This is a genomic window from Pedobacter ginsengiterrae (assembly GCF_039537385.1).
Lineage (GTDB): Bacteria > Bacteroidota > Bacteroidia > Sphingobacteriales > Sphingobacteriaceae > Pedobacter > Pedobacter ginsengiterrae.
In genome coordinates, this window is sequence record NZ_BAABAK010000003.1 from 242,981 (window position 1) to 266,423 (window position 23,443).

The following is a 23,443-nucleotide window of genomic DNA, read 5'->3' on the forward strand; positions in this document are numbered from 1 at the left end:
TATTAATAAACCTCAGGTTTTTAAACTTGATACTTGATATTTAAAAGATGGAATTTAAAGTCCCTACAATGGCCGAATTAATGGCCGCAGGAGAAGAACCAGAAATATTATTTTGGGTAGGTTGTGCTGGAAGTTATGACGAAAGAGCTCAAAAAATAACCCGCGATATTTGCAAGATATTACATCACGTTGGGATGAAATACGCTGTTTTAGGTACCGAAGAAAGTTGCACAGGCGACCCTGCAAAAAGAGCTGGAAATGAGTTTTTGTTTCAGATGCAGGCCATGACCAACATTGAGGTATTGAATGCATACAACATAAAAAAAATAGTAACAGGCTGCCCGCATTGTTTTAATACTATTAAAAACGAGTATCCAGGCTTAGGTGGCACTTACGAAGTCATTCATCACACCCAGCTTATTCAGGATTTAATAAATGAAGGCAAATTAAAAGCAGAAGGCGGCGAAAGCTTTAAAGGACGTAAAATTACGTATCATGATCCCTGCTATTTGGGCCGTGCAAACGGAATTTACGAAGCTCCGAGAAAAGCTTTAGAAGTTTTAGATGCGCAACTGGTTGAAATGAAACGCTGTAAAAGTAACGGCTTATGCTGTGGCGCTGGTGGTGCACAAATGTTTAAAGAACCCGAAAAAGGCAACAAAGATATCAATGTAGAACGCATTGATGAAGCATTGCAAACAAATCCACAAGTAATTGCCGCTGGCTGTCCATTCTGCATGACCATGTTAAGCGATGGAATTAAGCTAAAAGATAAAGAACAGGAAGTTAAAGTTTTAGATATTGCTGAAATTACGGCAAGAGCAAATGGGCTGTAATTAAATCGGCTTTGCTGAGGAATTACAAAACCTTCTCAGCAAAGCTTTATAATAAAACTTAAGGATTATTAATTTTAGTTAAGCGTTCTTTCATAATATTTAAATCTTCTGCTTCAATGTTTTTTAAAGGAATTACAATACAGGCAGCCATCGAATCTACATCGCCTTTTTTATCATTATAAGTCTGAACAATAACATCGTCGATTTTAGTTCTTAAAAATAATTGTCCAGAGCTTGCGGTTCCATAGTAATCCAAATCCTTAAATTTAGCCAGTTTAAAAGCAAAGTATTCTACTTTTCCATTATTAAAATAACGTTTATACCTGCAAAAACCATTGTTGGTAACATTCAGTTCATACTTCTTAACCAACTTGCTTTCCTGGCTCGAATCGTAATGTTCAATCAGGCTTTTTTGAAGAAATTCAGCATATTCTTCTAAAGAATCTCTAAACGAAAAAGCCCATAAAAGCAAACAAATGGCAGGAATACAAAGTAATTTCAAGCAGAATGTAAACTTTTTCATAAGGATGGCGTTTAGGATATACCAAGTTAAATAAAATGATAAATTTGTAGTATGATTTTTTCTCCACAATCAAGAGTTTGGATATACCAAAGCAATAGAAAGTTTTCTTCGGTAGAAGAAATTGAGATTTTACATAAACTGGAAGCCTTTACAAGCCAGTGGAAAGCTCATGGAAATGAATTAATGGCGAAAGCCGAAATCAGATATGGCTTTTTTATCATTTTAACAGTTGATGAAAGCCAGGCCAACGTAACTGGCTGTTCTATTGATAGCTCAGTAAGAATTATTAAAGATATTGAGCAAAGTTATCATGTAGATCTATTTAACCGTTTTAATATGGCTTACAAAATAGGTGAAGAGGTACATGTACAAGGCAAGGAAGATTTTGAAACTTTGGTAAATATTAAGCAGATTACTACAAAAACAATTGTTTTTAACAACATGGTGCAAACTTTACAAGAGCTTGAAACCAAATGGGAAGTTCCGTTTGAAAACAGTTGGCATGCAAATGTTTTTGCTCACCTCCTATAATATATAATTCCACCCCTTTTATCTCTTAAATAATTTTGCCCTTAGCCAAACAAAATCGCTAGGAAAAGCTTTATATTACCGAATATAAACGATCTCTATGGCAAGGTGGCTCAAAATTTCTCTAAGAATTCTTTCGGTATTTGTTGGATTGATCATATTGACTTGGCTTGCAGGTGCTTTTTACATCAACCGAAATAAGAAAGAAGTTTTAGCCTCTATTTTAGAGCAGTTAAATAAAAACCTTAATGGAAAAATAACGGCCAAAAGTATGGAACCTACTTTATTGAAAGGTTTTCCAGGTATATCTGTTTCACTAAATGATGTTTTACTTCGAGATAGTTTGTGGGCGCAACACAAACACGATTTGCTAAAAGCACAAGATATTGATGTTTCCTTAAACCTATTTTCTTTGTTTTCTGGCAATGTTAATATAAATAGAATCAGCATAAATAACGCTTCTGTTTACATCTATCAAGATTCTTCAGGTTATAGCAATACCAGCATTTTCAAAAGCAAACCTGCTTCAGAAAAAAAATCATCTCCGAAATCATCAGCGCTTGAAATAAAAAATATAAATTTTAACAATGTAAAATTGGTTCTCGATAACCAAAAACGTTTTAAATTATTCAATTTCGCTATTGATCAAATTGAAGGTAAAATGGAATACCCAGATAGTGGTTGGACAGGAAAGATCAAGTTAAAAACAATGGTTAATAGCTTTGCTTTTAACACCAGAAAAGGGAGCTTTTTAAAAGACAAATTACTTGAAGGTACTTTATCAGCTCATTACAGTCGGGTTGAAGATGCCGTAATTCTAGCTCCAGATATACTTAAAATTGGCGCTAACCCGTTTAAAATTGGTGCGAAAATAGATTTAGCCAACTCGGGCTTTAACATAAGTATAGCTGTAGATCAAATTTTATACAAAGATATAGCCTTGCTCCTTTCTCCAAACATTTCTTCGAAACTTTTAAAATTCGGAATCGAAAAACCAATTGATGTAAGAGGAAATATTATCGACGACGGCTCGGGAAAATATGGCGACCCTTTAATTCGAGTTGGTATAAAAGTAAGAGATAACATCGTTTCTATTCCCGCAGGAACATTAACGGCTACAAATTTCGATGGTTCTTTTACCAATCAAGATACAGTTGGTGGCATTATTGGTGATGAAAATTCTTCTATAAAGTTTTTGAAATTAACAGCAAAGTACTTCAATGCTCCGTTAAAAATCGATACCCTTACGGTAAACAATTTAGCCCGCCCCATTGCCACAGGGTTAATTACCTCTCAGTTTCCGCTTTCAAACCTTAATAACTCAATAGGAACTAACGACTTTGAATTTAAAAACGGAACAGCCAGTTTAAGTTTATATTGTAAGGCCGATATTGATAATTTCCGTTTTACCAAACCCGTAGTTTCTGGTAAAATTAAAATTGCAAATGCAGATATTCTATACATCCCCAGAAAAATGCATTTAGTTAAAAGTGCTTTAAATATCGATTTCAATCAAAACAACTTATCAATTCAAAACGGGCACTTTCAATTAGGTAAAAGCGAGCTTAATGTAAGTTGCAACATTGCAAATTTTGCAAATCTATATTATACCGATCCAGAGAAAATTTTAGTTAACTTAAAAATGCATAGTCCTCAGCTTTATCTAAATGAGTTTTTGCCATTTTTAGGCCCAAGGACGGTAAAGAAAAAAACGAAATCCTCTGCAGGAACAAAAACAGTATCGAAAGAACTAAGTAATGTTTTAGAAGTTTCTAAAATGAATATTCGGCTAACTGTAGATAAAGCTATCTACGATAAATTTACGGCCAAGAATCTTGATGCAGATATTTCGCTTCGTGATGAGGGTATTTTCCTCAACAAAATAAGTGTTGCACATGCTGGTGGCTTGCTTTCTTTAAATGGTAGCATCATCCAGGAGTCAGCTTCAAACCGCTTTAAAATTAACTCAAAGATTAGCCACGTAAGTGTTAAAGATTTCTTTTATTCATTCGATAATTTCGGTCAGAAAAGCATTACCAATCAAAATTTAAGAGGCTACTTATCCGCCTTGGTTAATATCGGTGGCCGGATTTCGCATGGCGGAAAAATTCTACCAAGGTCTATTAACGGAAAAGTAGTTTTCAATCTTAAAAATGCCGCCTTGGTTAATTTCGAACCATTGGAAAAAGTAGGCAAACTGGCCTTTGCAAACCGTAATTTATCCGATATTCGAATTAATAACCTCGATGGAACCTTAAATATTAATGGAGATAAAATAGCAATAAGTCCTATGCAGATTAATTCGAGTGTATTAAACCTTAATGTTAAAGGCATTTACGGCTTAACATCGGGCACTGACATTGCTATGGATATCCCTTTAAGAAACCCTAAAGGCGATGAGGTGCTCGACAAAAAACAAAAACGCGAAGCCAGGATGCGCGGAATTGTTTTACATCTAAAAGCTGTAGATGAAAATGGTGAATTAAAGGTGAGGTGGAACAAGGATCACGATTAGTTGGCTTGCTAGTTGTTTAGTTGGTTGGTTTTTTAGCTTACTTGTATTAAACGAAAAGAATAACGAAAACCAACTAAAAATCCAAAGGCCCTAATCTTTTCATATTCCTTAAAATCAGGTACTGGCGATGCCTGATGTATGGTGTCGCATTTTTAGGAGTCCACCGCAATGGGTTTGGAAAACAGGCAGCAATTAAGGCAGCTTGATTTCGGGTTAACTTCTGGCAGGATTTACCATAATATTCTTGCGATGCAGCTTCTGCGCCATAAATACCATCGCCCATTTCAATTACATTTAAATAAACTTCCAGAATACGTTCTTTACTCCAAAACATTTCGATTAGTAAAGTAAAATAAGCTTCAAAGCCTTTACGAATCCATGAGCGACCAGGCCACAAAAAAACATTTTTAGCCGTTTGTTGCGAGATTGTACTTCCACCTTTTACTTTTTTTCCTTTTGAATTACTGGCAAAAGCCTTTTCGATGGACTTAAAGTCAAAACCAATGTGCTTTAAAAACAACTGATCTTCTGCCGATACCGCTGCACGTTTCATATTATCAGACATATCCTCGAATTTAACCCACTTTTTATCCGTTTTAAAAGACTTTCCATCTGCTTTACGCTCAATGTTTCGCAATACCATTAACAAGGTAATTGGTGGATTAATAAAGCGAAGCGTAATCACCCAAAACACCGACACACACAAAAAGTAAATAAATACCTTAGTGGCGATATCAGTAATGCGTTTTAAACGTGGGTGCTTTGTTTTAGTTTTAGCTTTAGTATTTCGGGATTTAGCCATAACACAAAGTTAGCAAAATCTTAATCTTGCTATAATTTCAATCTAGTGGTAAATGACAAAAATTAAACGTTTTTTTAAATCAGCTTAAACATATTTGCATCTTATTCGTTAAATCAGAAACAAAATTATGAGCAAGAAAGTAGCATTAATTACTGGAGGAAGCAAAGGAATTGGATTTGGCATTGCAGAAGCTCTATTAAAAAATGGATATCAGGTTGCCATCACAGCGAGAACCATTGCAAGTGCAAATCAGGCAGCTTCAGAATTAGTTAAACATGGCGATATTTTGGCGATCGAAGCTGATGTGAAAGATTTTAACTCGCAAACCGCTGCCGTGAATTTGGTTGTCGAAAAATGGGGACAATTAGATGTGCTGATCGCAAATGCAGGCGTTGGACATTTCGCACCAATTGATGAAATGGATGTTAACCTTTGGAATGAAATTATCGACACCAACCTTACTGGAGTTTTCTATAGTATAAAAGCTTCTGTTGAAGAAATTAAAAAAACTAAAGGCACTATTTTTACCATTTCCAGCTTAGCGGGCACAAACTTCTTTGCTGGTGGTTCTGCTTATAACGCAAGTAAATTCGGCTTAACAGGATTTACACAGTCGGTTATGCTCGATCTAAGAAAATATGGTGTAAAGGTAAGCACCATTATGCCAGGTTCTGTTGCCAGTCATTTTAACGATCATAATCCCGATGCCGAAAATGATGCGTGGAAAATTCAGCCAGAAGACATGGGCAAGCTAATTGTTGATTTATTGGCAATGCCAGCGAGAACCTTACCGAGTAAAGTCGAAATCAGGCCTACTACGCCAAAAGGATAAAAAGATGTAAAAAGGAAGTACATTACGTTCCAGATCAATATGTTTCCCATGAAAAAAGTCCTTTCAAAATGAAAGGACTTTTTTATATTCTTAAAGAAATGCTTATTCAGCGATTACTGAGAAAGGAACCTGAACTTTCACTTCTTTGTGTAAGTTTAAGTTAGCGATATAATCACCAACAAATTTAGGTTCAGTTTCAAAAGTAATACGACGACGGTCAACATCAAAGCCTTGAGCTTTTAATGCTTCAGCAATTTGGATTGTGTTAACAGCACCAAATATTTTACCGCTTTCGCCAGCTTTAGCACCGATAGAAAGTTTAACATCAGTTAAACGTTCAGCGATACCTTCAGCATCTTTCTTAATTTTATCTTGTTTAAAAGCAGCTTGCTTTAAGTTTTCAGCTAATACTTTCTTTGCAGAAACAGTTGCTAAAGATGCAAATCCTTGCGGAATTAAATAGTTACGACCATAACCTGGTTTTACCGTAACGATATCGTCTTTCTCGCCTAATGATTTAATATCTTGTTTTAAAATAATTTCCATATCAAATCCTCCTATTTTAATTGGTCAGCAACGAAAGGTAACAAACCGATGTGACGAGCACGTTTAACAGCCTGAGCCACTTTACGTTGAAATTTTAACGAAGTACCAGTTAAACGGCGTGGTAATAATTTACCTTGATCGTTAATGAATTTTAACAAAAAGTTTGCGTCTTTGTAATCAATGTATTTAATACCGTTTTTTCTGAAACGGCAATATTTTTTACGGTTATCCTCTACTTTAGGGGCAGTAACGTATTGTATTTGTTCTCTTGCCATTACGCTGCAACCTCCTTAGTTTTTTTGTTAAACGCACCGCTGCGTTTTTTAGCGTTATAAGCAACTGCATGTTTATCTAACCTGATGGTTAAGAAACGAAGCACACGCTCATCACGTTTTAATTGTAATTCTAATTTAGCAATCAAGTCACCTGGAGCACTATACTCAGTTAAATTGAAAAATCCGTTTGATTTTTTAGCGATCGGATACGCTAATTTTCTTAAACCCCAATTATCTTCGTGGATAATTTCGGCACCGCCATCAGTAAGAACTGCTTTGAATTTAGCCATAGCTTCTTTCGCAACATCTTCTGATAACAACGGGGTTAGAACGATAACAGTTTCGTACTGATTCATTGTTATAAAATTTTTAATTTTTTAATCCCGAGGTATATTACGGGGAGGCAAAAGTAACAATATATTTCTTAAAATCAAACCTTTAATAAGAAAAAAGAGCTAATAAGTTTCTTAAAAACCACTGTTTATCATCATTGATTCATAAGCGTTTGATTTTAAACAATCACTTACGCCTACAAAAATCACGAAATTTGTCCAATATCACATCAATACGATCACAAATCGGCTCAATATTTGCTCCCACCCTGATTATAATTTCAACGCAAAACCCAATTAGATGATGATTAAACAACAAACACTATCCAAAAAAACACTCTTTTATTTTTTAGCCTCTGCTACCCTCTTCTTATCTGCTTGTTCAGAAACACCTGAAAAATTCTTTGACATCACTATCCTGAACACCAATATGGTTAACGATTTTGCCAGCCCTGATTTGGCCCGTCATATAAATGATGAAACGAAAGAATATCCAGATATTCCATCGAGTAAAAAAGTAGGAAACGAAGCCACCACAAATCTCACCAATAAAATTTTATACCTGGAGCAATCGCTGGAAAAAGTGAAAAAACTTTCTGCATCGGGAGCGGATGAGGAAGAAATTAAAAAATTCTCTATACAACTTTATGAATTGGTAATTCCTGTTTATAAAAATGAATACCTCGCGTACGCTAAAATTTGCGATAAAAAGGGAAGTCAGGAAGATAAAGATGCGCTTATACAGAAAATAGATCAGCAATACCGTTCCCGTTTCGAGCAAACTTACGACAGCTTAATGAACAAAGGCAAAGCATACGCTGCAAAGCATAATATCCAGGTTAATTGGGGCAAATAAGTAATTGTAGAAAATATCATTCAAAACGAAAAAAGGGATTATCTTTTCAGATAATCCCTAATCAATTTAATATTTAATTGAATTAGCGAATTTGAACAGTTTTAACAGCTTCTTGATTGTTTGACTTTACTAGAAAAGTTAGTTCTTTTCCGTAAGTTTTTAATGTTTCGAATCTTTTTACCACTTTCGATTTGTTGGTGAAAGTTTCTTTATAAAGTTCCTCATTATATTCGTTGTAAACCGCAACTTCAACAGGCTCTTTTTCTGCGTTATCAAGACTAAGGGTAATCAATGAGTTTTCTTTTGTGATTACTGGTTTGAAAACATTTTTAATAGTAGGTTTCGATATAACAGCTTTGTTATTTGCAATAACAATTTTGTATTCTGCTAATTTAGAATCAGATTCTACTTTAAGCACATATTCGCCATTTGGCAAAGCATTTAAATCATAAGTCTTTGTAGAAGCACCTTTCGAATGAATGCTTTCTTCAAACAGAACATCATTGTTTACTTCTCTGATTGATAAATTAATATCAGAAGCCTCATCGATAAAGAAACGGATAGATTTGCTATCGTCTGCTTTTACCTTAAGTGTGTAAACTTCGTCGTTTGCGTATGTTGCTGAAGCAGTAAAAATAGTTGCTGCTAAAAGGCTGATTTTAAGTAAATTTTTCATGATCAATAATTTTTAAGGGTTTGTAATTATTTGATAATGCTAAATTACCACTGTTTCAGGCACATAGTTGATTCTATATTCACCGATTACTATGCTATTTTACCCTTAAATATCAAATTCATACATAAACCAAACAATAAAGCATATTTTATTTTGTATTTTTGATTTATAAATGAAGAAAATCAGACCCAGTTTTGAAGTTGTAGAACCTTCTTTCGGAAGCTCGTTTTATTATTCAAAGTACATTGAGAATGCCAACAATAAAGCGCATTTATGGCATTACCATCCAGAAATAGAAATGGTTTTCGTTAATGGCGGTTCAGGCAAGCGGCAAATCGGCAGCCACGTATCGTATTACACAGATGGCGATTTGATCTTAATTGGCAGTAATTTGCCGCATTGCGGCTTTACGGATACCAATACTGGTAATAAAACAGAAGTTGTGGTGCAAATGAAACCCGACTTTTTAGGCGCTGAATTTTTAACACTTAAAGAAACCAGAGGAATAGCTAATTTATTTGAAAAGGCTAAGTATGGCATCGCCTTTGGTAAAGACACTATGAAACTTGTTGGCCCGACATTAGAAAAAATGCATAACGCCTGGCCATTAGAGAAATTACTAGCCTTGCTTGGTGTATTACGAGAATTAGAACAGGCTTCTGACTACAAACTCTTGAATGCACAAAATTTCTCTCTCGAAATGCAAGTACAAGACAATGACCGTATAAATATGGTATTTAATTATGTTAAGGATCATTTTTTAGAGGAAATCAGCTTAGAACATATTGCAGAAATGGCCAGCATGACTGTTCCATCGTTTTGCAGGTATTTTAAAAAGATAACCAAAAAAACTTTTACCAAGTTTGTAAATGAGTACCGTATTGTACATGCATCTAAACTATTGGCAGAAAAACCAATGAGTATCGCTAATATCTGCTTCGAAAGCGGCTTTAATAACTTTAGCCATTTTAATAAGATTTTTAAAGAGTTTACAGGGAAAAGTGCTTCACAATATAGACAGGAGCTGAAGGCTGTAATTAAGTAGCTTAGGCTAAAATTGTTCTAATGGTATATTTTCATTGTTATTTGACGATCGCAATTTGATAATTTGTAAGTGAAAATTTGAGATCTACAACGACCAGCGATAAACGAAATAGCAGTATTAAACCCAACTTTTCAACATTATAACTTTTCAATCCCTCAACACCTAAATTTTTCCTATTTTCGTGCCGATGGAAAATTTTATCGTTTCTGCCCGTAAATATCGCCCTGCAACGTTTGAAACCGTTGTTGGTCAACAGCATATTACAGGTACGCTAAAAAACGCCATTAAAAACAATCAACTAGCGCAAGCATTTTTATTTTGCGGTCCGCGTGGAGTAGGTAAAACAACTTGCGCACGTATTTTAGCTAAAACCATAAACTGTACTAATCCTACAGCAGAAATGGAAGCTTGCGGACAGTGCGAGAATTGTGTTTCTTTCCAAACTGGTCATTCTTTTAACATCCATGAGCTGGATGCGGCATCTAACAACTCTGTTGATGATATCCGTAGTTTGATTGAGCAGGTTCGCATACCTCCACAAGCAGGCAAATACAAAATCTACATTATTGATGAGGTTCATATGTTATCGCAAAGTGCATTTAATGCATTTTTGAAAACTTTGGAAGAACCACCTTCTTACGCGATTTTTATTCTTGCAACTACCGAAAAACATAAAATTTTACCAACGATTTTATCTCGTTGCCAGATTTTTGATTTCAACAGAATTCAGGTTGAAGATATTTCGTCTCATTTAGCTACAATTGCTGGTCGCGAAAATATTGCTTTCGAAACTGATGGTTTACATATTATTGCTCAAAAAGCAGATGGCGGTTTACGCGATGCGCTTTCGATGTTCGATCAAATTGCGAGTTATGCAAATAAGAACATTACTTATAAGGCGGTAATTGATAACCTTAATATTTTAGATTACGATTACTTTTTTAAATTAACTTCGTACTTAACTGCAGCAGAAGTTAGCCAAACGCTACTTTTATTTGATGAGATTTTAAATAATGGTTTCGATGGCAACAATTTCATAAATGGCTTAGCTTCTCACTTTCGTAATTTGTTGGTGGGTAAAGATAGTGCGACTATTAAACTGTTAGAAGTAAGCGAAAATATTAAACAAAAGTATCTTGAGCAGTGTAAACAAACCGAACTTTCGTTTTTGTTAACTGCGCTGAACCTAGCCAATAGTTGCGATTTAAATTATAAAAACTCTAAAAATCAGCGCCTGCAGGTAGAGTTGGCATTAATAAAAATGTGCCATATCCGCTCTGTCGTCCATTTGGCGCAGCAACCCTTAAACCTTAGTAACACAGCAACTGACCAAGATCAGGATAAAAAAAAAACTAATGTCGTAGCCGAAACAGCTCAACAAGCAGAAAGTTTAAAGTCTAAAACTGAAAGCGAAACTTCTGTTCCAACGGCCACAAACATTACAAAACAAGAAGTTCCTGTAAGTGTTCCATCAGATCAAGCCAGAGAAACACAAAGAGTTAATCCAGCACCTTCGGCAACATCGATAAGCATTAAAATTCCTAAAGCTAATCCTGCGAGCACATTAATTCCATCATTAAATGATTTGGAGCGAGTTGCTAATGGAGAAGACGATGGAAAGCCGAAAACTGTTACTGGAGAAGCCCGTCAAACTTTTACTTACGAAAGGCTTTTGGAGGTATGGAACAATTACATCCAGATTTTAAAAGCAAGCGATAAGATTAACTTGTTTACGATTTTAAACAATTTTGCACCGACTTTACTTAGCCCCGTTTTAATCGAAATCTCTGTCGAAAGTAAAACCCAGGAGCAATTTATTGTACAAGAATCTGTAGATCTTATGAATTTCCTCAGGAATGAGCTACAGAATTTTGCTGTAGACATTACCTTTAAACTAATGGAACGTAAGTTGGAAAACAGGCTTTATGGCAATCGGGAGAAATACGATTACCTGGTTAACAAAAACCCAAAGCTGGAAGAATTGAGGAAACGATTTAATTTAGATGTAAATCCATAAAAAAGCAGAATTAACACCATTAATTCTGCTTTTTTATTATTGTGCTTTTATAACATTTTGTAATGTTATTTTGCAGGTACATCATTTACTGGATAACCCTCTTCATCCAAATCATCCCGATTATCTTCGTCTGTACGAGCTAAAATTTCATCCTCTGTACTTAACTTAACACTTTCTCCATTATCAACATGCATGCCCAATTCTTCTAAATTATCATCAGCAATTTCTTCCTTTCTCGCGTATTCATCACCAACATAAGGATTTGCTTCATCATAGGTAGAATCATCATCAACAGCACCAGCTGCAACTGTTTCATAACCCATCGGATGATCATAATCTTTATCCTCACCCTTTACATCAAGTTCATAACTTTGCTTATGCTTATCGTAAGATAAATTTTCTTTATTGATTTCGCTATTTTGAGTGGTGCTATGAATCTTATCCTGCGACCCTTTATTTTCGTTATCTGCCATGATGGTATTTCTTAATTTTGTATTTAATTATAACAACTGGTTGGGTAGATGGTTTTGGAACCTTAACAAATATAATCTTAATTCTACTGATTTAATTATATTAGTAGTTTAAGAAAACTAGTTACGATGATTATTCTTATAATAATAGAATAACCCAGGTTAACTACAAACAACAGTAAAATAAACAAATGGAACAAAAAAACCTCTCAGAATTAACAAACGAAGAGCTATTACTGGAAGCAAAGGACATGAAGTCTTTCTCCATAATCAATGCCTTTATTATTGGCTTTTTGGCAGGCATTTTATTTATAAGCGTTTACTTCAGCGCTTACAACCTTTCTTTACTAATACCGCTTTTTTTAATTTATAAATTAACAAATGACCCAAAGAATAAAAAAGCAAAAGAAATAGGGATGCTCATGAAGGAACGAAACTTACAATAAGAGACGGGCTCAACTTAACAAAGCCAATTTCCTCCGGCTGATTAGGATGATTAAGCAGATTTTAATCGTCGTCAGTTCGACCGTAGCGGAGAAATTCTTAATATAATTATTCGGCTTTCATAAAAACAAAAAGCGCTGGTAAAATAATTTTACCAGCGCTTTTCTTATACCTAAAGCTTACCTATAAACTTGCTAAAGCATTGTTTAAAGTTGCACTTGGACGCATGGCTTTACCAGCTAAATCATCATTAGGATTGTAATAACCGCCAATATCTTGTGGCTTACCTTGAGCACCAATTAATTCTTCATTGATTTTAGCTTCATTTTCAGTTAAAGCTTTTGCTAATGGTGCAAATCTTGCTTTCAAATCGGCATCTTTAGATTGAGCAGCTAAAGCTTCAGCCCAATATAAAGCTAAATAGAAATGAGAACCACGGTTATCAATTGTACCTAACTTACGGCCTGGAGATTTATCAGTAGCCAGGAACTTAGCATTTGCCTCATCTAAAGCATCGGCTAAAATCTGTGCTTTTGTATTGTTTTGCGTTTGCGATAAATGTTCTAAAGAAGCTTGAAGCGCTAAGAACTCACCTAATGAATCCCAACGCAAATAACCTTCTTCTATAAATTGTTCGATGTGTTTAGGTGCAGAACCACCAGCACCAGTTTCGAACAAACCACCACCATTCATTAAAGGAACAATAGAAAGCATTTTAGCAGAAGTACCTAATTCTAAAATCGGGAATAAATCTGTTAAATAATCACGTAATACGTTACCAGTTACCGAGATAGTATCTTCACCTTTTCTGATACGCTCTAAAGTAAATTTAGTTGCTTCAACCGGGGCAAGAATACGAATATCTAAACCTGTAGTATCAAAATCTTTTAAGTATCTGTTAACCTTAGCGATGATTTCTCTATCGTGTGCTCTGTTTTCATCTAACCAGAAAACAGCAGGTGTTTCAGATAAACGAGCCCTGTTTACAGCAAGTTTAACCCAATCCTGAATTGGAGCATCTTTAGTTTGGCACATGCGGAAAATATCGCCTTGCTCTACCTTCTGATCGAAAAATACTTTACCATCAGCATCAGTAACGCGAATTACGCCAGTTGCAGTAGCCTGAAAAGTTTTATCATGAGATCCATATTCTTCAGCTTTTTGTGCCATTAATCCAACATTAGGTACCGAACCCATTGTCGTTACATCGAAAGCACCATGCGCTTTACAATCTTCGATGGTTGCAGTATAAACCCCAGCATAACAACGGTCAGGTATTAATGCTAAAGTATCCTGAGCTTTTCCTTCTTTGTTCCACATTTGGCCCGAAGTACGAATCATTGCAGGCATCGAAGCATCAACAATTACATCACTTGGAACATGTAAGTTCGTAATTCCTTTATCAGAATTTACCATTGCTAAAGCTGGTCCGTTTTCTATTGCCGAAGCTAAAGCGGATTCTACTTCTGCCTGTTTGGCGTTGCCTGCAATTTTTGCATAAACATCACCTAAACCATTACGGGTATCAACATTTAATGATTTAAAAAGGTCTGCATATTTAGCAAAAACATCAGCAAAATAAACTTCTACTATTGCACCAAAGATAATTGGGTCAGAAACCTTCATCATCGTTGCTTTTAAATGGGCTGATAATAAAACACCAGCTGCTTTTGCTTCTTCAATTTCTTTAGCAACAAAGGTTTTTAAAGCGGATAAACTTAGTGCAGAGCTATCTATTACTTCGCCTGCTTTTAATGGAGCTAAACCTTTTAATTCATTTACGGTTCCATCTGCTGCAACAAATTCAATTTTAAACTGACTCGCATCTGCAACGGTTGTCGATTTCTCTGAACCATAAAAATCACCTTCGCTCATGCTTGCCACCTTAGTTTTCGAATCTGCAGACCATTTACCCATTGAGTGCGGGTTTTGTTTAGCATAATTTTTAACCGCCTTAGGTGCTCTTCTATCGGAGTTACCTTCGCGTAAAACGGGATTTACAGCTGAACCTAAAACTTTGGCATATTTAGCTTTGATTGCTTTTTCTTCTTCTGTTTGTGCATTATCTGGATAGTTTGGTAATGCAAAACCTTGTGCTTGCAACTCCGTAATTGCGCCAACCAATTGAGGAATAGAAGCTGAAATATTTGGTAATTTAATGATGTTTGCTTCGGGAGTAGTGGCTAAACCACCAAGTTCAGCTAAAGCATCACCAATCTTTTGGTCGTCTTTTAAATATTCTGGAAAGTTTGCCAAAATTCTTCCCGCTAAAGAAATATCTCTGGTTTCTACATCAATACCAGCTGATGCAGTAAAAGCTTGCACAATAGGTAACAATGAATAAGTAGCCAACATTGGCGCTTCATCGGTTTTGGTGTAGATTATTTTTGATGTATTTGACATATTATATTTGATTTTTTACTAATTATTTAATGAAACAATTGGATTTTTGTTTAAAACCGGTCTTTTTTAAAATCGCCTAAAGATAAAATAATCGATTGAATTTAGGAACATCGTAATGTTATTTATAAGGTGCATTTGATAAACAAAACGCCGTATTTTCTAATTGTTACAAACATAGCTTTGGTTTTCGGTGTTATCATTTGCATAAATCAGTACGATAAACACCTAAGTAAACTCGATGAAAAAACAAATTTTATACTCAGCCCTATTATCATCAGCTGTGCTAGTGAGTTGCCAGTCTAATTCAAATTCCGATAAAGGAAGTGATAGTCTCGAAAACGATACAACTGTAGCCACATCTGTTCAGGAATTGAATCTTCCAGCGCCAGATACCGCAGCATCAAAAAATAAATTCAGCAAAGTAATCGACTGGCCCGCTGGCAAAACACCAATTGCGCCAGAAGGTTTTGCAGTAAGCAGATTTGCAACTGGGATAAAAAGCCCCCGAAATATGATCATCACGCCAAACGGTGATGTTTTAATTGTATTAACAAACTCTGAACGAAGTGCCGTAGAAGCAGTTGCCAATACCGTAACTGGCAAAGCAAAATCGGAAGTTCCAGGTAAAAGTGCCAATTCAATTCTGCTTTACCGTGATGCCGATAAAGATGGTAAGGCTGAAACGATTACAACTTTCCTGAGCGGACTAAATCAGCCTTATGGCATGACCATAATTGGAAATAATTTTTATGTAGCCAATACAGATGGCATTTTACAATACCCTTATAAGCCTGGCGATACAAAAATTACTGCTAATGGGAAAAAGATTTTGAGTCTGCCCGCAGGCGGTTATAATAACCATTGGACCAGAAATTTAATTACCAATGCAGATAAAAGTAAGATTTATGTAACCGTTGGTTCTGGCAGTAATGTTGGCGAAAACGGCATGGAAAATGAAGTTAGACGTGCGAATATTTTAGAAATTAATCCTGATGGAACTGGAGAAAAAATTTACGCGAGCGGATTACGTAATCCTGTAGGCGTTGATTGGGCTCCTGGCACGAATATGCTTTGGACAGCCGTTAATGAGCGGGATGGTTTAGGTGATGAACTTGTACCTGATTACATTACCAGTGTTAAGCAAGGCGCATTTTATGGCTGGCCGTTTTCTTATTACGGACAAAATGAAGATCCAAGAATGAAAGGTAAAAATCCAGAATTAGTTAAAAAAGCAATTGCGCCTGATGTTCCAGTTGGTTCACATACCGCATCTTTAGGCTTAGCTTTTTATAAAGCCACGAAATTCCCTGCTAAATATCAGGGTGGTGCGTTTATTGGTCAGCATGGTTCATGGAACCGCTCTGCATTAACTGGTTACAAGGTTGCATTTGTTCCATTTAAAAATGGTAAACCAACTGGTAAACCTGAAGATTTTTTAACAGGCTTTATTGCAAATGCAGAAAAAGGTGAAGTTTACGGCCGACCTGTTGGGGTAACGCTAACACCAGACGGCGCATTATTAGTTGCGGATGATGTAAGTGGCATTGTTTGGCGTGTAGCCGCCAAATAAATCAAAATACTCAAAAGGCCGAATAAAATTGTAATTTTATTCGGCCTTTTGTTTTACAGAAACCCTTAAAACCATCCTCTTGAAATTACTTTTTACTTCCGTCCTTTTCGTACTATACGTTTCTGTATCTGCACAAATCTCTAAAACCGATAGCGTAAAGAAATTAAATGAGGTAGTTGTTAATGGCTATTACAATCGTCAACCTATTTTACGTTCCGTTTCAGCCGTTAGTTTGGTTGATAGTAATTTGATTAGAAACCAGCAAAATAGCTCCTTGGTAAGCACATTCAATATAGTTGCAGGAGTAAGAATGGAAGAACGTTCTCCTGGAAGCTATCGTTTATCATTAAGGGGTAGTTTACTTCGATCTCCATTCGGGATTAGAAATATTAAAATATATGTGGATGATTTTCCGCTAACAGATGCTGGTGGAAATACCTATCTAAATCTTTTGGATGCAGCTGCTATAGGTTCTATAGAAGTTTACAAAGGCCCTGAAGCCAGTATTTTCGGCGCAAATACGGGTGGAGCAATCCTTATAAATTCAGCAGAAATTAATAATAACATCGAGGCAAGCATAACTGGTGGTTCCTTCGGATTACTGCACCAAACGACTGGTATTCAGCAGCAATTTAAAAATTACAGCTTTAGCTTTAATCAGGGTTATCAGCGAAGCGATGGCTATCGAGAAAACAGCGCTATGAACCGAAAATATTTCCAAACTACACAACAATGGAATTATAGTGGCTCAGGCTTTTTAAAAGCTTTTATTTTTTATAGTGATTTATCCTACCAAACTCCTGGTGGTTTAACCGCCGTACAGTTAGAGCAAAACCCAAAACAAGCCAGACCCGCTACACCAACCATTCCTGGTGCCGTAACACAGCAGGCAGCTATTTATAATAAAACGATATTTGCAGGACTATCCAACACATATCAAATCGATAAAAATTTTAGACATGTAGTGGCATTATTTACCTCTTACACCGACTTCAAAAATCCATTTATTACCAATTATGAGCAGCGTTACGAAAGTACTTTAGGTTTAAGAACATTTTTAGAATTCGCGGAAGTTAACGAGCATTTTAAATGGAATGCTCAGGGTGGCGTGGAAAGCTCGGGAACGAGAACACAGGTTAAAAACTTCAATAATAATGCAGGCTTTCCAGCTGCTATGCAAGCTTATGATGACTTAAAGGCTAATCAAAATTTTGCATTCCTGAGATTTAACTTCGATATCAATAGCAAAATACTCATTGAACTCTCTTCGAGCCTAAACTTTTTCCATTATAAATATGAAAGCTTTTTTCCGCTAACAGTTGCAGAACAGAAAAGAAAATTCACTGCAGCGTTTATGCCAAAATTGGCCATGTCCTACTTATTAGGTCCTGAAATTTCAGTACGAGGCTCAATCAGTAAAGGGTACTCCCCTCCTACACTGGCAGAAGTTCGCTCATCTGATAATAATATAAACAATAATTTACAAGCCGAAAAAGGCTGGAACTACGAATTGGGTTTACGCTATAAAACAAAAAACAACCTCTTTTATGCCAGCGCAAATTTATTTAACTATCAGTTAGAAGATGCAATTGTAAGAAGGCTTAATGCGAACGATACCGAATATTTTGTAAATGCTGGCGGTACCAATCAAAAAGGTATTGAGTTGGAAACTTCTATTTTGATTCTTCAAAATAATGAAGGTTTTTTAAAAAATTTGCAATTGAAAAACAGTTACACGTTAAGCCACTATCGTTTTAAAAACTTTATAAATGGAAATACTAGCTTTTCAGGCAATAAATTAACTGGCGTTCCTGGAAATGTTATAGCTAGCAGTTTGGAATTTAATTTTCAAAAAGGCTTTTATCTTTTTGGACAACATAATTATACATCATCTATTCCGCTCAATGATGCAAATACCGTATTTGCAAAAAAGTACAACTTAATTGAAGCTAAAGCTGGAATTAAAAATTTAAAAGTTGGAAAAATCAGATTTGAAGTTTTTGCTGGCGCGAATAATTTGCTGAATGAAAAGTACAGCTTAGGCAACGATTTAAATGCAGCTAACAATCGTTATTTTAATGCCGCAGCAACACGAAATTTCTACGCAGGTTTAGCTGCAAAGTTATAAAGCCTTACCTGGGTAGTTTTACCAGATAAGACTCAAAAAATAGAGACAATTTTTCCTTAGCAAGGATCAATAAAAGTAGAGACAGATAAGGAAGGGATAGCTTTTAAGCTGCGGTTTATCGAAATAATATTAAAGAAACTTACTTTAGTGTTCTCTAAATAAAAAAAAGTTATGTCACTACAAGATGTAGAAACTTTCTACCCAATGAGTTCGGCCGATTGGAGAAAGTGGCTTAAAAAAAACCACGAGACTAAACAATCAGTTTGGGTTATTCAGTATAAAAAGAAGGCAAATATTCCAACAATTTCATGGAGCGAATCTGTTGATGAGGCTTTGTGTTTTGGTTGGGTCGATAGCATCAGAAAAAGTATAGACGATGAAAAGTTTATGCAGTTTTTCTGCAAACGAAAAGCAAAAAGCACCTAGTCTAAAATCAATAAAGAAAAAATTAAAGTATTAATAGCTCAAAAGCTGATGGCGGAGGCAGGCTATAAAAGTATTGAAATTGCGAAACAAAATGGTTCATGGACAATTTTAGATGAAGTTGAGGAATTGAAAATACCTTTAGATTTAGAACTAGCATTTAAAACCAAAGCGGGTTCGGCAGATTATTTTGCGTTGTTGAGCAAATCTGTAAGGAAAGCAATATTACAATGGCTTATGTTTGCCAAACGTGTTGAAACAAGAGAAAAAAGAATTAATGAAATTGCCGAACTCGCAGCGCAAGGTTTAAAGCCTAAGCAGTTTAGATAAAAAGTTATTTAAAAACGCAGCGTTTATCCAGTTATTAAAACTTAAATTTTCTATAAATAAGTTATTTTTGCTTCCGTCATTTTGGCTACAAGCTTGCTCAATTTAGATACATTGGAATTTCTTCTACCGTGCACCTTTGTTGTACAAAAAGAAAAAGCAATGAAAACTATTTTTATCACAGGCGCCTCTACTGGTTTAGGTAAGGCCGTAGCTAAGTTATTTCAATCGAAAGGCTGGCATGTTATCGCAACTATGCGCAACCCAGAAAAAGAAACAGAGCTGAATTTAATCGAAAACATAACTTTGTTACCACTGGATGTAACCAATATTGATCAGATTGCAGAAACTACAAAGCTTGCGATTGCTTCGGGTAATATCGATGTTGTTTTTAATAATGCAGGATATGGCTTAATGGGACCTTTAGAATCTACCTCCGATAATCAATTAACCCGTCAGCTAAATACCAATATTTTAGGTGTTATCAGAGTAACTCAAGCTTTCATCCCTTACTTTCGAGAAAAAGGTTCTGGTTTGTTTATATCCACAACCTCTATTGGAGGCTTAATCACTTTCCCTTTCAGTTCAGTTTATCACGCAACAAAATGGGCGTTAGAAGGATGGAGTGAGAGCATGGCTTTTGAATTAAAGAAAATTGGTGTAGGAATTAAAACGGTTTCGCCGGGTGGCATAAAAACCGATTTTCTAAACCGATCTGCTGATATGTCTGCGCATCCTGCCTATCAAAAATGGGTTGATAAAATGTTTAATGGCTTAAACGAAGATCATTTCACAGAAGCCGAGGATATTGCAAAAGTAGTTTATGAAGCCGCAACCGATGAGAAGGAGCAATTGAGGTATGTTGCAGGTGAAGATGCAAAAGCACTTTATGCTCAGCGTTTGCAATTTGGCGATGAAGCGTTTAGAAAACAAATGGCTGAAATGATTTCAGAAAACTAAATCTTTATATTTATAAAGTGAAAAAAGAAGATTTTACCCCTCACCAGTTTGATTCCATATCCGATTTGCATAGGATGCTTGGCTTACCAAAGCCTTTGCATCCTTTGGTAACTTTGGTTGATAACACACATATTTCGGTCGATAAAGAAGCTTTGCCCGCTGCTTTTCTATTTAATTTTTACAAAATATCGTATAAAAAAACACTTAAGGGAAAAATAAGATACGGGCAGGGATACTACGACTTTGACGAGGGTGGCCTTGTTTTCACAGCTCCGAATCAGATACTGGCAACTACTGATGATACTGAATATTTGGGTTATACATTACTGATTCACCCTGATTTTATTAGAAATCATGTTTTAGGGCGAAATATTAAAAACTATGGTTTCTTCTCTTATGCGGCTAATGAAGCATTGCATTTATCAGATAAAGAAAAAAATACTATTATTTCAATTTTTAAAAATATTGAAGAAGAGTTAAAATCTAACATTGATGATTTTAGTCAGGATGTAATTATTTCGCAGATAGAATTGATTTTAAATTACAGTAACCGTTTTTACAAACGACAGTTTATTACCAGGAAAGCAGTTAATAACGATTTATTAACGCATTTAGAAAGCTTAATGAATAATTATTTCATCGATGAAAAACCCTTAACAATTGGTTTGCCAACAGTTGAGTACCTGGCGGAAAAACTAAACCTTTCGCCCAGATATTTAAGTGACATGCTTCGCTCATTAATAGGTCAGAATACGCAACAATATATCCACGAAAAGTTAATAGAAAAAGCAAAGGATTATTTAACTTCCGATCATTTATCTGTAGCTGAAACTGCTTATCAATTGGGCTTCGAACACCCTCAATCGTTTAACAAAGTTTTCAAAAAGAAAACAAACCTTACCCCAATCCAATTCAAACAATCATTTTATAAAAATTAACTATGTCGTATTGCAGTGCCATCGAATACATGGAGCCCAAAGAAAGAAAGGATTTGCATAAGAATTACCATGATAATCATTACGGTTTCCCAATTCATGATGACAATGAACTTTTTGGCAGGTTAATTATGGAGATTAACCAAGCGGGTTTGAGCTGGGAAACTATCTTAAAAAAGGAAGAATCATTTAGAAAAGCGTATAACGATTTCAATATTGAAAAAATTGCAGCTTACACGGAAGCGGATTGGGAAAGATTATTGAGCGATGCAGGAATTATCAGAAATCGTTTGAAAATTAATGCAGCCATTGAAAATGCAAAAACGATACTTGCGCTACAGAAAGACTTTGGTTCATTTGAGAATTGGTTAACCTTCCACCATCCAAAAACAAGGGAAGAATGGATTAAGATTTTCAAAAAGACCTTCAAATTTACTGGAGGAGAAATTGTTAACGAGTTCTTAATGAGTATTGGTTACTTACCTGGTTGCCATGATAGTAACTGCCCGGTTAACAAAGAGATTCTGAAACAAAAACCGATGTGGTTAGTTAAAAAGTAATTATTATGGAGCATTTGGATTTAAAAGAAGTAATTGATCGTTCTTTAGAAATAAGAAAATCGTATCATAAACTGGAGCGAGCGCATCATGGCAGTGAATGGTCTGTTGAAGAAGATGCACTTGCGTTCTTAACAGATGCAGGTTTGGTTGGAAGGCACACCATGTCGCAACAAGGCCGCTGGCCAAAAGCGGATACCAAAGAAGAACTGGAGCATAAACTCGGCGAGTGTGTATGGTGGTTAACTATATTGGCAAATCGAATGGATTTAGATATTAACGATGCGATTGAAAAATTTTTAACAAAGACAGAAGATTTATTACGGCCTTAAGATGTTATTTGGTTATGGAATTTAGATGTGCTATTAGGAGATTGAAATTGATTATTTAGTATATAAGCTGCTGGCTTTATTTTAAAAAGAGCTAATTATTTATGATTAAATTAAGGCGACTAAACAGGTTGTACAGCACTTGTTGGAGAAAGTGTGCTTATGGAATGTCTTTAAAATCTTTAAGAATAGCATAATTATAACTGTCTTGAATAGTGTTGCAATATGACCTAAACAACCCTTTTCTCAAACTACATTTCGTATTAATTTTGATTAAGATGAATTAAGTTTTAAATTGTTTTAATCAAATTACAGAGATGGATACGAGCATTGAAAACGTAGAAAGCTATATTGCAACTTTCCCAAAAGAAACACAGAAACTGCTTGAACAAATAAGGCAAACCATTAGGTCAGTTGCGCCCACAGCCACTGAAAAAATTGGTTATGGGATTCCAACATTTGTATTAAATGGCAATTTGGTTCATTATGCGGGTTATAAAAATCATATTGGATTTTATCCTGGAGCAGCTGGAATAGAAAAATTCCAAGAAGAATTATCTGTTTACAAAGGTGCGAAAGGCTCAGTTCAATTCCCTTTAGATCAACCGCTTCCTTTAAAACTTGTAAGTGAAATTACAAAATTCAGAGTTGTCCAAAATGAGCAGAAACTGACAACTAAAGGCAAAAAGAACTCATGAAAAATACAGTACAATTAAGCGATAAGGAACAGGTTAATCTTTTCATTCAAAACCTCGAAAAAGAACAGGCTGAAATTGTACAACGCATCAGGGAAATCATTTTAAAAACCGATAAAGAAATAGCCGAGCATATAAAATGGAATAGTCCGAGTTTTTACTATTCTGGAACAATGAAAGCCTTCAATCCAAAAGAATATAAAAGGGATTTAATTGTACTAAATCTTCATAAAGGAAGAATTATGCTGGTTTTACCAACTGGTGCTAAAATAAGTGACACTACGAATTTGCTGGAAGGAAAATACACGGACGGCAGGCGTTTAATAAACTTCGAGAATTTGGAAGATGTAGAATCAAAAGCGGGTAAGCTTCAAACCATTATTAAAGAATGGCTAAAATTAATCGAGAAATAATATTTC

At 35.4% G+C, this 23,443-nt stretch carries 26 protein-coding genes; 18 read left to right on the forward strand and 8 right to left on the reverse strand.

The window, feature by feature from the left end; all coding sequences use genetic code 11:
* The first annotated feature begins 47 nt into the window (after positions 1–47).
* Positions 48–836: a (Fe-S)-binding protein gene (locus ABD692_RS03270; protein ID WP_316759502.1), complete on the forward strand. Its 789-nt coding sequence runs from the start codon at positions 48–50 to the stop codon at positions 834–836.
* A gap of 58 nt (positions 837–894) precedes the next feature.
* Here ABD692_RS03270 and ABD692_RS03275 read toward each other — a convergent pair whose 3' ends face one another.
* Positions 895–1,359: a hypothetical protein gene (locus ABD692_RS03275; protein WP_344764893.1), complete on the reverse strand. Its 465-nt coding sequence runs from the start codon at positions 1,357–1,359 to the stop codon at positions 895–897.
* 51 nt (positions 1,360–1,410) lie between these two features.
* Between ABD692_RS03275 and ABD692_RS03280 the strand changes: the two genes are divergently transcribed.
* Entirely contained in the window at positions 1,411–1,890 is a 480-nt protein-coding gene (locus tag ABD692_RS03280; protein WP_316759508.1) for an ABC transporter ATPase, read from the forward strand.
* A 97-nt stretch (positions 1,891–1,987) separates the two neighbouring features.
* Positions 1,988–4,402 (forward strand): AsmA family protein, encoded by a 2,415-nt coding sequence (locus ABD692_RS03285; RefSeq protein ID WP_344764897.1) that lies wholly within the window; start codon positions 1,988–1,990, stop codon positions 4,400–4,402.
* 73 nt (positions 4,403–4,475) lie between these two features.
* Here the strand turns inward: ABD692_RS03285 and mtgA are convergent, their stop codons facing one another.
* Positions 4,476–5,204, reverse strand: coding sequence for a monofunctional biosynthetic peptidoglycan transglycosylase (gene mtgA, locus ABD692_RS03290; protein WP_344764898.1), 729 nt, complete (start codon positions 5,202–5,204; stop codon positions 4,476–4,478).
* 127 nt (positions 5,205–5,331) lie between these two features.
* Here mtgA and ABD692_RS03295 point away from each other — a divergent pair, with 127 nt between their 5' ends.
* Positions 5,332–6,036, forward strand: a complete 705-nt coding sequence (locus tag ABD692_RS03295; protein ID WP_344764900.1) for an SDR family oxidoreductase — start codon at positions 5,332–5,334, stop codon at positions 6,034–6,036.
* A 102-nt stretch (positions 6,037–6,138) separates the two neighbouring features.
* Here ABD692_RS03295 and rplI read toward each other — a convergent pair whose 3' ends face one another.
* Genes rplI through rpsF form a run of 3 tightly spaced genes read right to left on the reverse strand, consistent with a single transcriptional unit; the run spans position 6,139 to position 7,213 of the window.
* Positions 6,139–6,582, reverse strand: coding sequence for a 50S ribosomal protein L9 (gene rplI, locus ABD692_RS03300; RefSeq protein WP_316759516.1), 444 nt, complete (start codon positions 6,580–6,582; stop codon positions 6,139–6,141).
* Between the two features lie 11 nt (positions 6,583–6,593).
* A complete protein-coding gene (gene rpsR / locus ABD692_RS03305) occupies positions 6,594–6,857 on the reverse strand; it encodes a 30S ribosomal protein S18 (protein WP_056093004.1) in 264 nt (87 codons plus the stop codon).
* Complete coding sequence (rpsF, locus tag ABD692_RS03310; RefSeq protein WP_316759519.1) at positions 6,857–7,213, reverse strand: 30S ribosomal protein S6; 357 nt, start codon at positions 7,211–7,213, stop codon at positions 6,857–6,859. The genes rpsR and rpsF overlap by 1 nt, the downstream gene beginning before the upstream one ends.
* Positions 7,214–7,490: 277 nt before the next feature.
* Between rpsF and ABD692_RS03315 the strand changes: the two genes are divergently transcribed.
* On the forward strand, positions 7,491–8,045 hold the full coding sequence (locus ABD692_RS03315) for a hypothetical protein (RefSeq protein WP_344764904.1): 555 nt from the start codon (positions 7,491–7,493) through the stop codon (positions 8,043–8,045).
* 82 nt (positions 8,046–8,127) lie between these two features.
* Here ABD692_RS03315 and ABD692_RS03320 read toward each other — a convergent pair whose 3' ends face one another.
* The gene (locus ABD692_RS03320; RefSeq protein ID WP_344764906.1) at positions 8,128–8,721 is read right to left on the reverse strand and encodes a hypothetical protein; all 594 of its coding nucleotides are present in this window, start codon (positions 8,719–8,721) and stop codon (positions 8,128–8,130) included.
* Positions 8,722–8,893: 172 nt separating this feature from the next.
* Between ABD692_RS03320 and ABD692_RS03325 the strand changes: the two genes are divergently transcribed.
* Together ABD692_RS03325 and ABD692_RS03330 are read left to right on the forward strand one after the other, a co-directional pair.
* Positions 8,894–9,766: an AraC family transcriptional regulator gene (locus ABD692_RS03325; RefSeq protein ID WP_316759526.1), complete on the forward strand. Its 873-nt coding sequence runs from the start codon at positions 8,894–8,896 to the stop codon at positions 9,764–9,766.
* 187 nt (positions 9,767–9,953) lie between these two features.
* Positions 9,954–11,783 (forward strand): DNA polymerase III subunit gamma/tau, encoded by a 1,830-nt coding sequence (locus tag ABD692_RS03330; RefSeq protein WP_344764909.1) that lies wholly within the window; start codon positions 9,954–9,956, stop codon positions 11,781–11,783.
* Positions 11,784–11,848: 65 nt separating this feature from the next.
* Here ABD692_RS03330 and ABD692_RS03335 read toward each other — a convergent pair whose 3' ends face one another.
* Positions 11,849–12,256: a hypothetical protein gene (locus ABD692_RS03335; protein WP_344764910.1), complete on the reverse strand. Its 408-nt coding sequence runs from the start codon at positions 12,254–12,256 to the stop codon at positions 11,849–11,851.
* A 188-nt stretch (positions 12,257–12,444) separates the two neighbouring features.
* Between ABD692_RS03335 and ABD692_RS03340 the strand changes: the two genes are divergently transcribed.
* Complete coding sequence (locus ABD692_RS03340) at positions 12,445–12,699, forward strand: hypothetical protein (RefSeq protein ID WP_344764912.1); 255 nt, start codon at positions 12,445–12,447, stop codon at positions 12,697–12,699.
* A 181-nt stretch (positions 12,700–12,880) separates the two neighbouring features.
* On the opposite strand, the gene ABD692_RS03345 is transcribed toward ABD692_RS03340, so the two are convergent.
* On the reverse strand, positions 12,881–15,100 hold the full coding sequence (locus ABD692_RS03345) for an NADP-dependent isocitrate dehydrogenase (RefSeq protein WP_344764914.1): 2,220 nt from the start codon (positions 15,098–15,100) through the stop codon (positions 12,881–12,883).
* Between the two features lie 238 nt (positions 15,101–15,338).
* On the opposite strand from ABD692_RS03345, the gene ABD692_RS03350 reads away from it, so the two are divergent.
* The 10 genes from ABD692_RS03350 to ABD692_RS03395 all read left to right on the forward strand — a co-directional run bounded on the left by ABD692_RS03350 (position 15,339) and on the right by ABD692_RS03395 (position 23,437).
* Entirely contained in the window at positions 15,339–16,670 is a 1,332-nt protein-coding gene (locus ABD692_RS03350; protein ID WP_344764916.1) for a PQQ-dependent sugar dehydrogenase, read from the forward strand.
* A gap of 79 nt (positions 16,671–16,749) precedes the next feature.
* Entirely contained in the window at positions 16,750–18,798 is a 2,049-nt protein-coding gene (locus ABD692_RS03355) for a TonB-dependent receptor (protein WP_344764918.1), read from the forward strand.
* 171 nt (positions 18,799–18,969) lie between these two features.
* On the forward strand, positions 18,970–19,224 hold the full coding sequence (locus ABD692_RS03360) for a YdeI/OmpD-associated family protein (protein ID WP_344764920.1): 255 nt from the start codon (positions 18,970–18,972) through the stop codon (positions 19,222–19,224).
* A 48-nt stretch (positions 19,225–19,272) separates the two neighbouring features.
* Positions 19,273–19,551: a YdeI/OmpD-associated family protein gene (locus ABD692_RS03365; RefSeq protein WP_344764922.1), complete on the forward strand. Its 279-nt coding sequence runs from the start codon at positions 19,273–19,275 to the stop codon at positions 19,549–19,551.
* A gap of 159 nt (positions 19,552–19,710) precedes the next feature.
* Entirely contained in the window at positions 19,711–20,508 is a 798-nt protein-coding gene (locus tag ABD692_RS03370) for an SDR family oxidoreductase (RefSeq protein ID WP_344764924.1), read from the forward strand.
* 17 nt (positions 20,509–20,525) lie between these two features.
* Positions 20,526–21,446: a helix-turn-helix domain-containing protein gene (locus ABD692_RS03375; RefSeq protein WP_344764926.1), complete on the forward strand. Its 921-nt coding sequence runs from the start codon at positions 20,526–20,528 to the stop codon at positions 21,444–21,446.
* Positions 21,447–21,448: 2 nt separating this feature from the next.
* A complete protein-coding gene (locus ABD692_RS03380; RefSeq protein ID WP_344764928.1) occupies positions 21,449–22,003 on the forward strand; it encodes a DNA-3-methyladenine glycosylase I in 555 nt (184 codons plus the stop codon).
* A gap of 5 nt (positions 22,004–22,008) precedes the next feature.
* A complete protein-coding gene (locus ABD692_RS03385) occupies positions 22,009–22,332 on the forward strand; it encodes a nucleoside triphosphate pyrophosphohydrolase family protein (RefSeq protein WP_344764930.1) in 324 nt (107 codons plus the stop codon).
* 314 nt (positions 22,333–22,646) lie between these two features.
* Complete coding sequence (locus ABD692_RS03390; RefSeq protein WP_344764931.1) at positions 22,647–23,027, forward strand: iron chaperone; 381 nt, start codon at positions 22,647–22,649, stop codon at positions 23,025–23,027.
* Positions 23,024–23,437, forward strand: a complete 414-nt coding sequence (locus ABD692_RS03395; protein ID WP_344764932.1) for a DUF1801 domain-containing protein — start codon at positions 23,024–23,026, stop codon at positions 23,435–23,437. The genes ABD692_RS03390 and ABD692_RS03395 overlap by 4 nt, the downstream gene beginning before the upstream one ends.
* Positions 23,438–23,443 lie beyond the last annotated feature (6 nt).

Coding starts and splice junctions, on each gene's coding strand:
- ABD692_RS03285 (WP_344764897.1), top strand. CDS start 1,988: ATGGCAAGGTGGCTCAAAATTTCTCTAAGAATTCTTTCGGTATTTGTT.
- ABD692_RS03340 (WP_344764912.1), top strand. CDS start 12,445: ATGGAACAAAAAAACCTCTCAGAATTAACAAACGAAGAGCTATTACTG.
- ABD692_RS03335 (WP_344764910.1), bottom strand. CDS start 12,256: ATGGCAGATAACGAAAATAAAGGGTCGCAGGATAAGATTCATAGCACC.
- ABD692_RS03390 (WP_344764931.1), top strand. CDS start 22,647: ATGGATACGAGCATTGAAAACGTAGAAAGCTATATTGCAACTTTCCCA.
- ABD692_RS03270 (WP_316759502.1), top strand. CDS start 48: ATGGAATTTAAAGTCCCTACAATGGCCGAATTAATGGCCGCAGGAGAA.
- rpsR (WP_056093004.1), bottom strand. CDS start 6,857: ATGGCAAGAGAACAAATACAATACGTTACTGCCCCTAAAGTAGAGGAT.
- rpsF (WP_316759519.1), bottom strand. CDS start 7,213: ATGAATCAGTACGAAACTGTTATCGTTCTAACCCCGTTGTTATCAGAA.
- ABD692_RS03345 (WP_344764914.1), bottom strand. CDS start 15,100: ATGTCAAATACATCAAAAATAATCTACACCAAAACCGATGAAGCGCCA.
- ABD692_RS03275 (WP_344764893.1), bottom strand. CDS start 1,359: ATGAAAAAGTTTACATTCTGCTTGAAATTACTTTGTATTCCTGCCATT.
- ABD692_RS03320 (WP_344764906.1), bottom strand. CDS start 8,721: ATGAAAAATTTACTTAAAATCAGCCTTTTAGCAGCAACTATTTTTACT.
- ABD692_RS03280 (WP_316759508.1), top strand. CDS start 1,411: ATGATTTTTTCTCCACAATCAAGAGTTTGGATATACCAAAGCAATAGA.
- ABD692_RS03395 (WP_344764932.1), top strand. CDS start 23,024: ATGAAAAATACAGTACAATTAAGCGATAAGGAACAGGTTAATCTTTTC.
- ABD692_RS03370 (WP_344764924.1), top strand. CDS start 19,711: ATGAAAACTATTTTTATCACAGGCGCCTCTACTGGTTTAGGTAAGGCC.
- ABD692_RS03350 (WP_344764916.1), top strand. CDS start 15,339: ATGAAAAAACAAATTTTATACTCAGCCCTATTATCATCAGCTGTGCTA.
- rplI (WP_316759516.1), bottom strand. CDS start 6,582: ATGGAAATTATTTTAAAACAAGATATTAAATCATTAGGCGAGAAAGAC.
- ABD692_RS03385 (WP_344764930.1), top strand. CDS start 22,009: ATGGAGCATTTGGATTTAAAAGAAGTAATTGATCGTTCTTTAGAAATA.
- ABD692_RS03315 (WP_344764904.1), top strand. CDS start 7,491: ATGATGATTAAACAACAAACACTATCCAAAAAAACACTCTTTTATTTT.
- ABD692_RS03325 (WP_316759526.1), top strand. CDS start 8,894: ATGAAGAAAATCAGACCCAGTTTTGAAGTTGTAGAACCTTCTTTCGGA.
- ABD692_RS03330 (WP_344764909.1), top strand. CDS start 9,954: ATGGAAAATTTTATCGTTTCTGCCCGTAAATATCGCCCTGCAACGTTT.
- ABD692_RS03295 (WP_344764900.1), top strand. CDS start 5,332: ATGAGCAAGAAAGTAGCATTAATTACTGGAGGAAGCAAAGGAATTGGA.
- ABD692_RS03380 (WP_344764928.1), top strand. CDS start 21,449: ATGTCGTATTGCAGTGCCATCGAATACATGGAGCCCAAAGAAAGAAAG.
- ABD692_RS03360 (WP_344764920.1), top strand. CDS start 18,970: ATGTCACTACAAGATGTAGAAACTTTCTACCCAATGAGTTCGGCCGAT.
- mtgA (WP_344764898.1), bottom strand. CDS start 5,204: ATGGCTAAATCCCGAAATACTAAAGCTAAAACTAAAACAAAGCACCCA.
- ABD692_RS03365 (WP_344764922.1), top strand. CDS start 19,273: ATGGCGGAGGCAGGCTATAAAAGTATTGAAATTGCGAAACAAAATGGT.